This window comes from Pseudomonas sp. TMW 2.1634, from assembly GCF_001703595.1.
GTDB lineage: Bacteria > Pseudomonadota > Gammaproteobacteria > Pseudomonadales > Pseudomonadaceae > Aquipseudomonas > Aquipseudomonas fragi.
The window spans coordinates 3,520,172-3,533,322 of the sequence record NZ_CP016849.1; the positions used below are offsets into that span (position 1 = coordinate 3,520,172).

9 protein-coding genes are annotated in these 13,151 nt (G+C 60.0%); 3 read left to right on the forward strand and 6 right to left on the reverse strand.

The annotated features are described in order from the left end of the window. The first annotated feature begins 15 nt into the window (after window positions 1-15). Together BFC21_RS16595 and BFC21_RS16600 are read left to right on the forward strand one after the other, a co-directional pair. Window positions 16-456, forward strand: a complete 441-nt coding sequence (locus BFC21_RS16595; RefSeq protein WP_016783210.1) for a hypothetical protein — start codon at window positions 16-18, stop codon at window positions 454-456. A gap of 34 nt (window positions 457-490) precedes the next feature. After that, window positions 491-937: an excinuclease gene (locus BFC21_RS16600; RefSeq protein WP_088378412.1), complete on the forward strand. Its 447-nt coding sequence runs from the start codon at window positions 491-493 to the stop codon at window positions 935-937. 226 nt (window positions 938-1,163) lie between these two features. Here the strand turns inward: BFC21_RS16600 and BFC21_RS16610 are convergent, their stop codons facing one another. Next, entirely contained in the window at window positions 1,164-1,547 is a 384-nt protein-coding gene (locus tag BFC21_RS16610) for a type II toxin-antitoxin system PemK/MazF family toxin (protein WP_086799203.1), read from the reverse strand. 109 nt (window positions 1,548-1,656) lie between these two features. Then, entirely contained in the window at window positions 1,657-2,553 is an 897-nt protein-coding gene (locus BFC21_RS16615) for a LysR family transcriptional regulator (protein WP_095004330.1), read from the reverse strand. 221 nt (window positions 2,554-2,774) lie between these two features. Between BFC21_RS16615 and BFC21_RS16620 the strand changes: the two genes are divergently transcribed. Beyond that, window positions 2,775-3,953: an MFS transporter gene (locus BFC21_RS16620; RefSeq protein WP_371914962.1), complete on the forward strand. Its 1,179-nt coding sequence runs from the start codon at window positions 2,775-2,777 to the stop codon at window positions 3,951-3,953. Between the two features lie 66 nt (window positions 3,954-4,019). On the opposite strand, the gene hemE is transcribed toward BFC21_RS16620, so the two are convergent. From hemE to BFC21_RS16645, 4 genes are all read right to left on the reverse strand, one after another. Further along, window positions 4,020-5,087: a uroporphyrinogen decarboxylase gene (gene hemE, locus BFC21_RS16625; RefSeq protein ID WP_095004332.1), complete on the reverse strand. Its 1,068-nt coding sequence runs from the start codon at window positions 5,085-5,087 to the stop codon at window positions 4,020-4,022. 253 nt (window positions 5,088-5,340) lie between these two features. Beyond that, complete coding sequence (locus tag BFC21_RS16630) at window positions 5,341-6,759, reverse strand: FAD-dependent oxidoreductase (protein ID WP_095004333.1); 1,419 nt, start codon at window positions 6,757-6,759, stop codon at window positions 5,341-5,343. A gap of 33 nt (window positions 6,760-6,792) precedes the next feature. After that, window positions 6,793-11,241 carry a glutamate synthase large subunit gene (gene gltB, locus BFC21_RS16635; RefSeq protein ID WP_088378416.1) on the reverse strand — a complete coding sequence of 1,483 codons (4,449 nt, stop codon included), beginning with the start codon at window positions 11,239-11,241 and terminating at the stop codon, window positions 6,793-6,795. Window positions 11,242-11,573: 332 nt separating this feature from the next. Further along, window positions 11,574-13,145, reverse strand: coding sequence for an AAA family ATPase (locus tag BFC21_RS16645; protein ID WP_016783192.1), 1,572 nt, complete (start codon window positions 13,143-13,145; stop codon window positions 11,574-11,576). Window positions 13,146-13,151 lie beyond the last annotated feature (6 nt).

Here is a 13,151-nt window from a genome sequence, read left to right on the forward strand (position 1 = left end):
TCTGGAACCCACGCAATGACTTACCTGCTGCGCATCACCCTGATTGCCCTGGCCCTGCTGACCACCGTGTCCTGCACCAGCAAACGCATGCTCACCCCGGACCGCACGTTGCATGCCTCGATCCACAGTGACCGGGCGCAGATGCAACAAGCCATCGTCAAGGCGCTGGTCGGGCGCGGCTGGACTGTGCAAGAAATCACCCCGCAGCGGGTGCAGGCGCAGATCACCGTGCGCGAGCAATACCACGCCGAAATCGACATCCCCTACAGCGCCGACCACTACCGCATCCAGTACCGCAACAGCAGCGGCCTGGACTACAAGGACGGCAAGATCCACAAAAACTATATTCGCTGGGTGCGCCTGCTCGATCGCGACATCGTGCGCGATCTCAAGGACAACCAGAACGAGCGCACGGCCAGGCAATTGTCGGAGTCAGCGCTGGTAAAACCGTTGTAACCCTGCATTTTTAATCGTCAAGGAGACTACCCCGATGCACTTCAAAACCCTGGCTGCTGCCACCGCGATGCTGCTCTGCGCCCTGCCCGCCGTAAGTCAGGCCCGCGACAGCGCGTTGTACCTGCCGTTTGAACAGGTCGTGAACGAAGCCATCAGTTCCGGCAAGATCGATGGCAGCGTCAAGTTCTACCTGGCGGGCAACACCCCGGGCGGTAAAGTCACGGTGCTCAGCCCCGGTGCCGTGACCAACAAGAAAACCAATGCGTTTAACAAGACCGATTACCAGGCCTGTTCCTGGGCGCTGCAATCGGCGTTGATTACCCTGCATGAAGCGGCCAAAAAAGTCGGCGCCAATGCGGTGACCGATATCGCCAGCTTCTACAAGCGCAACGAACGCAAAGACCCGAAAACCTACGAGTGCCACGCGGGTGCCGTGATCGCAGGTGTTGCCTTGAAGGGCGATTTGTCGAAGGTGAATTGAAAGCCGCAGTAATGGCTTGACCCCAGACATGACAAAGGCGCCTTTCGGCGCCTTATTCACAAACAGACGGGCTTGTCATCGCACGGTGTCTGTTCGGCTCTGCGATGGCTGGTTGCCCAGGATCCTCAGAGTCTCGCAAGCCCCTTTCGGGAACGGAGTGAGTATTACGCTCACTCCAAATTAAGGCAACCCCGCCCTTGCCCGTCCGTCACCTCATGCAAGTGCCTTACAGCCCCAAAGCGCAGCGCACTGCAGCTTTGATGGCGATAAACTCTTCTGTTTCAAGTTGTGAAACCACATAAATACGCCGGCCTTGCCTGTCCCGGGTCTTTATTCGATCGAGCCTGGCAAGACTGACCGTCGCCAACATGTCACATTTGGCCCAACACAGCGGACGTGCTCCCTGTAGGTGGCTCTGCAGTTCAAGATGATGACCCAGCAAGGACTGCGGCTCTGTCGTGCTCAAAGGAATGACCGTCACCAACTGTTTATTGGTTCGGTGTTTGCGCACAACCACAACGGGGCGCACCTTGATCATTTCAGGTACTTCATAGCCCCTGAAATCACAAATAAGCACGCTGCCTTCTTTCGGTTGATAAAGGAGAGACATTCGTCGGGCCCGGAACAAAAAAAGCAATTTTGCGCAGCTTTATTTGGAAGATTCCAAGCCTGTTATATGACTGCGAATGTCCTGCTTTTTTGCCTCCTGAGGGAGAGGTTCAAGGGTGCACGGTCTTGCGCGTCAGCAACTGCGCAAACGCATTCGCCATCGGCGAGTTGTTGCCCTTGCGCTGCACCAGCCACACGGCGGTATTGGCGTCCGGGTCCAGCAGCGGCCGATAGACCACACCCTTGATGCGCATATGCTGGAACGATGCCGGCAGCACCGACACCCCCAACCCCGCCGACACCAGGCCAATGATGGTCATGGCCTCCCCCGCTTCCTGGGAGATATGCGGGCTGAACCCCGCTACCCGCGCCAGGCTGAGCAATTGTGCGTACAAGCCGCTGCCGTAGCTGCGCGGGAAGAACACAAACGGCTCGTCCGCCAACGCCGCCAGTTGCAAACCGTCCTCACTGCCTTCGGCCAGGGGGTGGTCGGCGCGGATCACGGCCACCAGCGGCTCGCGAAACAGCTCCACGGCCAGCAGCGACTCCGGCAGCGCCAGCGGGCGCATGATGCCGACTTCAATGGACTCATCCACCAGCCCCTCGGCCACCTCGCGGCTGCTCATTTCCTTGAGGTCCAGATGCACCGCCGGGAATGCCTGGCGAAAGGCAAAAATGGCCTGGGGGATGCTGGAATTGAACGGCGCCGACGAGGTGAAGCCAATCTTCAGTTCGCCCAGCTCACCCAACTGCGCCCGCCGGGCCACGTCGGCAGCCTTGTCGACCTGGGCCAGCACCCTGCGCGCTTCTTCCAGGAATAGCCGCCCGGCTTCGCTAAGCGCTACCCGACGATTGGTGCGCTCGAACAGGCGCGCCCCCAACTCCTGCTCCAGCGCCTGGATCTGCTGGCTCAGCGGTGGCTGGGAAATGCCCAGCACCTGCGCCGCCCGGCCAAAATGCAGCTCTTCGGCCACGGCAATGAAATAGCGCAAATGGCGCAGTTCCATACAACCTCCATTAAGTCGTAAAACCTCTTAAACAGGTCGAATAATATATTGGAAAGAATCGTTAGCCGCCTATATTCTTTTGCCATTGCCGTTCGGCTTTACCGCACTTTGAGGTCCCCGTGAAAACTGCCGCTGCACCCCTGGCCCACGAAATCCCGCCGTCCGCGCTGGATGATGTTGTCTCCCAACTCAATGATGTGTTTATCGAGAAAGGCACGCCGATGTTTATGCGCACGGTGCTGGCCCTGTTCTCGGGTGGGTTCGCGACCTTCGCCCTGTTGTATTGCGTGCAGCCGATGATGCCGGTATTGAGCCATGAGTACGGGATCAATGCCGCGCAAAGCAGTCTGATTTTGTCCGTAGCCACGGCAATGCTAGCCATTGGTCTACTGATTACCGGGCCCATTTCCGATGCTTTCGGGCGCAAGCCGGTGATGGTGTTTGCGCTGTTTTCTGCGGCGCTGTTTACCGTGCTCAGCGCCCTGATGCCTACCTGGGAAGGCGTGCTGGTAACCCGCGCGCTGGTGGGCTTGTCCCTGAGCGGACTGGCTGCAGTAGCCATGACCTATTTGAGTGAAGAAATCCATCCGCAGCACATTGGCCTGGCGATGGGCCTGTATATCGGCGGCAACGCCATTGGCGGCATGAGCGGGCGCTTGATCAGCGGTGTATTGATCGACTTTGTCAGTTGGCACACCGCCATGCTGGTAATTGGCGTGCTGGCGCTGGTGGCCGCAGTGGTGTTTGTGAAAATCCTGCCTGAATCGCGCAACTTCCGCCCGCGCGCCATGAACCCGCGCAGCCTGCTCGACGGGTTCACCATGCACTTTCGCGATGCCGGTTTGCCGTGGTTGTTCCTGGAAGCCTTCCTGCTGATGGGCAGCTTTGTCACCCTGTTCAACTACATCGGTTATCGCCTGCTGGCTGACCCGTACAACATGAATCAGGCCGTGGTGGGCTTGCTGTCGATTGTTTATCTGTCGGGTATCTACAGCTCGGCGCAGATTGGCGCGCTGGCCGACAAGCTGGGCCGTCGTCGCGTGTTGTGGGCCGTCATTGTGCTGATGCTGGCCGGGATCGCGCTGACCCTGCTCACGCCCATCGCGTTTGTGATGATCGGCATGCTGATGTTTACGTTCGGCTTCTTCGGCGCGCACTCGGTGGCCAGCAGCTGGATCGGCCGCCGGGCCACCAGGGCCAAGGGGCAGGCGTCATCGCTGTACCTGTTCAGTTACTACGCCGGGTCGAGCGTGGCCGGCACCCTGGGTGGCGTGTTCTGGCATCTGGCGGGCTGGAACGGTATCGGCGGGTTTATCACCGCCATGCTGGTGATTGCCCTGTTGGTGGCGTTGCACCTGGCCCGCTTGCCGGTGCTGCCGGGGAATGCGAAAAACGCCTGAGCCCTGTAACAGGCACAAAAAAGCCCGGTACTCGTGAGAGAACCGGGCTTTTTTAATGCGGCAAGGTTACTGGTGATACTGCCCCGAGAACTCGTGCACCGCGCTGATAAAGGCGCCGGCGTGCTCCGGTTTCACTTCCGGGGTAATGCCGTGACCCAGGTTGAACACATGGCCCGAACCGTTGCCGTAGCTGGCCAGGATGCGCTTGACCTCAGTGCGGATGGCCTCCGGGTTGGCGTACAGCACCGTCGGGTCCATGTTGCCTTGCAGCGCAACCTTGCTGCCGACACGGCGACGGGCTTCGCCCAGGTCGCAGGTCCAGTCCAGGCCCAGTGCGTCTGCGCCAGCATCGGCGATGCTTTCCAGCCACAGGCCACCATTTTTGGTGAACAGGATGACCGGTACCTTGCGGCCTTCATGTTCGCGGATCAGGCCGCTAACGATTTTGCGCATATAGGCCAGGGAAAACTCCTGATACGCCGCAGCCGACAGGTTGCCACCCCAGGTGTCGAAGATCTGCACAGCTTGCGCACCGGCCAGGATCTGCCCGTTGAGGTAAGAAGTGACCGACTGCGCCAGCTTGTCGAGCAGCAGGTGCATGGCCTGCGGGGTGTCGTAGAGCATGGCCTTGGTTTTGCGGAAGTCCTTGGACGAGCCGCCTTCAACCATATAAGTGGCCAGCGTCCACGGGCTGCCGGAGAAGCCGATCAATGGCACGCGGCCATTTAGCTCCTTGCGGATGGTGCTGACAGCATTCATCACGTAGCCGAGGTCTTTTTGCGGATCGGGAATCGGCAACGCTTCGATGTCGGCCAGGGTGCTGACAACCTTTTTGAAACGGGGGCCTTCACCGGTTTCGAAATACAGGCCCTGGCCCATCGCATCGGGGATGGTCAGGATATCGGAAAACAGGATCGCCGCATCCAGCTGCGGGAAGCGGTCCAGAGGCTGCATGGTGACTTCACATGCGAATTCGGCGTTCTTGCACAGGCTCATGAAATCGCCGGCCTTGGCACGGCTGGCGCGGTATTCCGGCAGGTAGCGACCGGCCTGACGCATCATCCACACAGGCGTTACGTCTACAGGTTGCTTGAGCAAAGCGCGAAGGAAACGGTCATTCTTGAGAACAGTCATGTCAGCATCCGGAAAAAAAGTGGGGGCATTTTCTCAGAGACGGACGCAAAAGGCACGGCAAGTGCCGTGCCTTTTATCTATCGGGTCGATTTGCAGCGGTTTAACGGCTTATTTGGCAACACCACGAAACAACTGTGGGAGCGGGCTTGCTCGCGATAAGGGCTTCACATTCAGCATCTGCACTGGATGATCTGTCGCTATCGCGAGCAAGCCCGCTCCCACATTTTGATCTCATTCCCATTCGGGAAAGTGATCAGACGCCCAGGTAATCCATGATCCCTTCCGCCGCTGTGCGGCCTTCGAAGATCGCGGTCACTACCAGGTCAGAACCGCGCACCATGTCACCACCGGCAAAAATCTTCGGATGGCTGGTCTGGTGCTTGTACTGCGATTGCTCGGGGGCAATCACACGGCCCTGGCTGTCAGTCTGGATCTCAAACTGCTCGAACCACGACGCCGGGCTTGGACGGAAACCAAAGGCGATGATCACGGCGTCTGCCGGGATGATCTCTTCTGAACCCGGAATCGGCTCGGGGCTACGGCGGCCACGGGCATCCGGTTCGCCAAGACGGGTCTCGACCACTTTCACGCCCTCAACCTTGCCTTCACCGACAATGGCAATCGGCTGACGGTTGTAGAGGAATTTCACGCCTTCTTCCTTGGCGTTCTTCACCTCTTTGCGCGAACCCGGCATGTTGGCCTCGTCACGACGATAGGCACAGGTCACCGACTTGGCGCCCTGGCGAATCGAGGTACGGTTGCAGTCCATCGCCGTGTCGCCACCGCCCAGTACCACGACTTTCTTGCCTTTCATGTCGACGAAGTCTTCCGGCGACTTTTCAAAGCCCAGGTTGCGGTTGACGTTGGCGATCAGGAAATCCAGGGCGTCGTGTACGCCCGGCAGGTCTTCACCGGCAAAACCACCTTTCATGTAGGTGTAGGTGCCCATGCCCATGAACACGGCGTCGTATTCGGCCAGCAGCTGTTCCATGCTGATGTCCTTGCCGATTTCGGTATTGAGGCGGAACTCGATACCCATGCCGGTAAACACTTCGCGACGGTGGCTCAGTACGGTTTTTTCCAGCTTGAACTCGGGGATGCCGAAGGTCAGCAGACCGCCGATTTCCGGGTTCTTGTCGAACACCACCGGGGTCACACCGCCACGCACCAGCACATCGGCACAACCCAGGCCCGCAGGCCCGGCACCGATAATGGCCACGCGCTTGCCGGTGGGCACGACCTTGGACATGTCCGGGCGCCAGCCCATCGCGAACGCCGTGTCGGTGATGTACTTCTCCACCGAACCGATGGTCACTGCGCCAAAACCGTCGTTGAGGGTGCAGGCACCCTCGCACAGGCGGTCTTGCGGGCACACCCGCCCGCATACCTCAGGCAGGGTGTTGGTCTGGTGCGACAGCTCGGCGGCGGCGAGGATGTTGCCCTCGGCCACCAGCTTGAGCCAGTTGGGAATGAAGTTATGCACAGGGCATTTCCATTCACAGTACGGGTTGCCGCAACCCAGGCAGCGGTGGGCCTGCTCGGCCGACTGCTGGGGTTTGAAGGGTTCGTAGATTTCCACGAACTCTTTTTTGCGTTGACGTAACAGTTTCTTCTTCGGATCTTTGCGCCCGACATCGATGAACTGGAAGTCGTTACTCAGACGTTCAGCCATGGTTAAAACCTCATCAAACTTTTCAGGCGCATATCACTGCGGGTTGGCACGGATGCTGGAGAGCAACGATTTCAAGCTGGCAGCCTTGGGCTTGACCATCCAGAAACGACGCAGGTAATCATCGAGGTTTTCCGAGAGGTTGCGACCCCACTCGCTGTTGGTTTCCTCAACGTATTCGTCCAGCACGTGTTGCAGGTGATTACGGTAAGCCTCCATCGCTTCGCCACTGATCCGCTGGATTTCCACCAGCTCGTGGTTAACCTTGTCGACGAACGTGTTGTCCTGATCCAGCACGTAGGCGAAACCGCCGGTCATGCCTGAGCCGAAGTTGTAACCGGTTTTACCCAGCACGCAGACAAAACCGCCTGTCATATATTCGCAGCAGTGATCGCCTGTGCCTTCCACCACGGTGTGGGCACCGGAGTTACGCACGGCGAAACGCTCGCCCGCCGTGCCCGCTGCGAACAGCTTGCCGCCGGTGGCGCCATACAGGCAGGTGTTGCCGACAATCGCGCTGTCCTGGGTTTTGTAGACGCTGCCTGCAGGCGGAACAATCACCAGCTTGCCGCCGGTCATGCCTTTGCCTACGTAATCGTTGGCGTCGCCTTGCAGGTACATGTGCAAACCACCGGCGTTCCACACACCAAAGCTCTGACCGGCAGTGCCTTTGAAGCGGAAGGTGATCGGTGCCTTGGCCATGCCCTGGTTACCGTGGGTACGGGCGATTTCACCCGAGATACGGGCACCGATCGAACGGTCGCAGTTGCAGATGTCGAGGTCGAACTCGGCACCGCTCATGTCGTTGATCGCCGGGCGCGCCATGTCGAGCATCTGCTCGGCCAGCAGGCCCTTGTCGAACGGCGGGTTGCGGTCGACCTGGCAGAATTGCGGCTTGTCGGCCGGGATATGGTCGCTGCCCAGCAGTGGCGTCAGGTCCAGGTGGTGCTGCTTGGCGGTTTCGCCCTGGAGGATTTCCAGCAGGTCGGTACGCCCGATCAGCTCTTCCAGGGTGCGCACGCCCAGCTTGGCCAGCCATTCACGGGTTTCTTCGGCCACATAGGTGAAGAAGTTGACCACCATGTCGACAGTGCCGATGTAATGGTTTTTACGCAGCGATTCGTTTTGCGTCGCAACGCCGGTGGCGCAGTTGTTGAGGTGGCAAATACGCAGGTATTTGCAGCCCAGGGCGATCATTGGCGCGGTGCCGAAGCCGAAGCTTTCAGCGCCCAGGATCGCCGCCTTGATCACGTCGAGGCCGGTTTTCAGGCCACCGTCGGTTTGCACCCGCACTTTGCCACGCAGGTCATTGCCGCGCAGGGTCTGGTGGGTTTCAGCCAGGCCCAGCTCCCAGGGTGCGCCCGCGTACTTGATGGAGGTCAACGGTGATGCACCGGTGCCGCCGTCATAGCCGGAGATGGTGATCAGGTCGGCATAGGCCTTGGCCACGCCTGCGGCAATGGTGCCTACGCCCGCTTCTGCTACCAGCTTCACCGATACCAGCGCTTTCGGGTTGACTTGTTTCAGGTCAAAGATCAGCTGCGACAAGTCTTCGATGGAATAGATGTCGTGGTGCGGCGGTGGCGAAATCAGGGTCACACCCGGCACGGCGTAGCGCAGTTTGGCGATCAGGCCGTTGACCTTGCCGCCCGGCAGTTGCCCGCCCTCGCCCGGCTTGGCGCCTTGCGCAACCTTGATTTGCAGCACTTCGGCGTTGACCAGGTATTCCGGTGTCACACCGAAACGGCCCGTGGCCACTTGCTTGATCTTCGAGCTGCGGATAGTGCCGTAGCGCGCCGGGTCTTCACCGCCCTCACCGGAGTTGGAGCGTGCGCCCAAGCGGTTCATGGCTTCGGCCAGGGCTTCGTGAGCCTCGGGCGACAAGGCACCCAGGGAAATACCGGCCGAGTCAAAACGCTTGAGGATCGAGTCCAGCGGTTCGATATCGTCGATCGACAGCGGCGTGTCGAGGGTCTTGACCTTGAACAGGTCGCGGATCATCGATACCGGGCGCTTGTCCACCAGCGCGGTGTATTCCTTGAACTTGCTGTAGTCGCCCTGTTGCACGGCGGCTTGCAGGGTGGCCACTACATCCGGGTTGTAGGCGTGATACTCGCCACCGTGTACGTACTTGAGCAGGCCGCCTTGCTGAATCGGCTTGCGCGCACTCCAGGCTTCGGCTGCCAGCAGCTTTTGCTCGGCTTCAAGGTCGACGAAACGCGCGCCCTTGATGCGGCTTGGCACGCCACGGAAGCTCAGTTCACAAATTTCTTCGGACAAGCCGATGGCTTCGAACAGCTGCGCACCACGGTACGAAGCGATGGTCGAGATACCCATTTTCGAGAGGATCTTGAGCAGGCCCTTGGTGATGCCTTTGCGGTAGTTCTTGAACACCTCATAGAGGTCGCCCAGTACTTCACCGGTACGGATCAGGTCGCCCAGCACTTCGTAGGCCAGGAACGGGTAGACCGCCGAGGCACCGAAGCCGATCAGCACCGCAAAGTGATGCGGGTCACGGGCAGTCGCGGTTTCGACCAGGATGTTGCTGTCGCAACGCAGGCCTTTTTCGGTCAGGCGGTGATGCACGGCGCCCACAGCCAACGAGGCGTGAACCGGCAACTTGCCCGGCGCGATATGACGGTCGCTCAGCACGATCTGGGTGCGACCGGCGCGTGCGGCTTCTTCGGCCTGATCGGCGATATTGCGCACGGCCGCCTCCAGGCCGACGCTCTCGTCGTAGTTGAGGTCGATGATCTGACGCTCAAAGCCCGGCAGGTCGAGGTTCATCAGCGAACGCCACTTGGCAGGCGAAATCACCGGCGAACTGAGGATCACACGGGAAGCGTGCTCAGGGGATTCCTGGAAGATGTTGCGCTCGGCACCGAGGCAGATTTCCAGGGACATGACGATGGCTTCACGCAGCGGGTCGATCGGCGGGTTGGTGACCTGCGCGAACTGCTGGCGGAAGTAGTCGTATGGCGTGCGAACACGTTGCGACAGCACGGCCATTGGCGTGTCATCACCCATCGAACCTACGGCTTCGTAGCCTTGCTCGCCCAACGGGCGCAGCACCTGGTCGCGCTCTTCGAACGTGACCTGGTACATCTTCATGTATTGCTTGAGCTGATCGACGTCGTAAAACGCCGAACCGTGGTCGTTGTCTTCCATCGTCGCCTGAATGCGCAGGGCATTCTTGCGCAGCCACTGTTTGTACGGATGGCGCGACTTGAGGCGGTTGTCGATGGAGTCGGTGTCCAGCACCTGGCCGGTTTCGGTGTCCACGGCCAGGATCTGACCCGGGCCGACACGGCCTTTGGCGATCACGTCCTCAGGCTTGTAGTCCCATACGCCGATTTCCGAGGCAATGGTGATATAGCCGTTGGTGGTCGTGACCCAGCGCGCCGGGCGCAGGCCGTTGCGGTCGAGCAGGCAGACCGCGTAGCGACCGTCGGTCATGACCACGCCCGCCGGGCCGTCCCACGGCTCCATGTGCATGGAGTTGTACTCATAGAACGCCCGCAGGTCGGGGTCCATTGTTTCAACGTTTTGCCATGCCGGTGGAATCAGCATGCGCACGCCACGGAACAGGTCGATGCCACCGGTGACCATCAGCTCGAGCATGTTGTCCATGCTGGAGGAGTCGGAACCCACGCGGTTGACCAGCGGGCCGAGTTCGTCGAGGTCGCCGATCAGATCGTTGGCAAACTTGGTACGACGGGCCTGGGCCCAGTTGCGGTTGCCGGTAATGGTGTTGATCTCGCCGTTGTGGGCGAGAAAGCGAAATGGCTGGGCCAGCGGCCATTTCGGCAGGGTATTGGTCGAGAAGCGCTGGTGGAACACGCAGATCGCGGTTTGCAGGCGCTCATCACTCAGGTCCGGATAGAAGGCGGTGAGGTCCGCCGGCATCATCAGGCCTTTATAAATGATGGTCTTGTGGGAAAAGCTGCAGATGTAGTGATCGCTGTCAGCGGCGTTGCTCACCGACGAGCGGCGGCGGGCGCTGAACAACTTGATCGCCATGTCCTGATCGCTCAGGCCGTCACCGGCGATAAACACTTGCTCGATCTGCGGCAAACGCTCCAGCGCCAGGCGACCCAGCACGCTGGTATCGATCGGCACCTTGCGCCAGCCCACCAGTTGCAGGCCGGCGGCGAGGATTTCGCGATTCATGTTGCTGCGGGCCGCTTCGGCCTTGATCGGGTCCTGGTTGAAAAACACCATGCCGACCGCGTATTGCTTGGGCAAATCGGTACCGAACTGTTCCTTGGCGGTTGCACGCAGGAACAGGTCAGGCTTTTGAATCAGCAGGCCACAACCGTCACCGGTCTTGCCGTCTGCGTTGATCCCACCGCGGTGGGTCATGCAGGTCAGGGCTTCAATGGCGGTTTGCAGAAGAGTATGACTGGGCTCGCCCTGCATATGGGCAATCAGGCCGAAACCACAGTTATCCTTGAATTCATCGGGGTGGTACAGACCTGCTTTCATAGACACTTTCTCACCAGGCTGCCCCAAAAAGGGGCAAATTTCTTTTAATTCAACCACTTGCTTCCCGCGCTGAACGTACGCCAGCTTGGCAGGGGCAAAAGGGTGGTCATTCTACACACCGTCATAAAGACCCACAAATTTAGCGGCGATTAACCGTAAGTTCGTGTCGCATTTATGAAAGGTTTAAAGCGATTGCTCGTGCTAGTCAAAACATTTTTGATGTCGACTGCAGCGCGGCGCAGACACCACAAGGCACACGTCTTGGAAAGCACGTATGCACAAGCAGGGATTTGATGTGCTAGAACGGCGACCTGGGTAAGGTCGCCGGATCATCAGCGAGCTGTAGCCAGCTCTTTTTGGACGCTGGCGACAGTGCGAGGCCAAGGTTTACCAGCCTGCGTCTTCGCTGGCAAGTTCTTGATTGCTGCAGTGGCCGCAGCATGGCTTGGGAAGTTGCCATAGGTGACGACGTACAACGGCTTGCCATTCAAGGTTTTCTTGAAGTAACGAGCGTCGCCGCCCAGTTCTTTGGCGACATTTTGCGCAGACGCTTCAGAGCTGGTGCCGACGATCTGCACGACATAGTTGTTGGCAGGCTGGCTGCTGTACCAACTGCCACCCGGTGCGGCCTTGGCCAGGGTGACCGGTTTCTCGGCCGGCTTGGCCACAGGCTTGGCTGCCGGGGCTGGAGCAGGCTTGGCAACTGGTGCTGGAGCAGGTTTGGCCGTAGCTACGGTCGGCGCCGGTGTCGGGCGCGGCGTGGCTACAGGCGCCGGGCCGGCAGGTACGCCGACCGGTGGCGCAGTGGTGGTGACGGTCGGTGGCGAAGCAACACCGCCGTCGACCGCAGGCACACCGCCGTCGTCGCCCTCAGCGATACCACCGGCGGCTTCAGCCAGCGGGCCACGCATGACCGGCTGCGATTGCCCAACCAGCGGCAACGGCATCGGCTGCGAAGAGCCGGCGAAATCAACCGACGGCTGGGCACCGCTGTTCGGCGCGGCCTGACCCAATTGTGTCTGTTCAGTACCCGGCGCCGTTGGCGCCTTGCTGCGACCCGGAATCAGAACGGCAGCAGCGACGGCCACTACCACTACTGCACCAATGGCCAATACGTGTTTCTTCGGCATCTTGAACCCCATACTTGGACGCTTGACCGCTGAGCGGCTGGCAATCATGGCTTCGATCATTGCATCGCGGGCGACCTGGTTGATAATCCCGGGCCAGCCTTCGGAGCTCTCGTGTATATCTGAGATCTGCTGCGCGCTAAAGAGTTCGATCCCGCGCCCGGCACCTTCAAGACGCTGGGCCAGGTACTCGCGGGTTTCCTCGAGGTCATAGGGCTGCAGGTCGATGACATGGAAGCGCTCTTCATCAGCGCTCAGTTCCTCAAGACCGGCAATCATCGACGGCTCACCGAACAGGAACACATGCGGACGGCCTTCCGGCGTGCCTGCAGCCAGCGCCAGCAAGGCTTGCAGCGCAGACTCGTCGAGCTGCTCGGCATCATCGACCAGCAGGTAGACTTCCTGCCCGGTCAGAGCCAGTTGCACCACTTGCGCCAGGATGGAGCCTACATCTGCACGGGCAACGTTCAGGGTTTGCGCCACTTGCTGCAGGATGCCAGCAGCATTGCCGGCCCCGCGCGCCGAAACCACCACACTTTGCACCGACTGCTTGTTGGTGCTCGCCACCAATGCCTGGCGCAGCAAGGTTTTACCGCTGCCCTCAGGCCCCGTGACCACCAGCAGCAGCTGGCTGTAGCGGGCAAGGTGATGCAACTGCCCCAGCACCGGCTTGCGCTGGGCCGGGAAAAACTTGAAACCCGGAACCCGTGGGGCAAAGGGGTCGTGGTTGAGCTGGAAGTGACCGAGGAACGCCTCGTCGGCATGCAAACTAGTCATCGGGAT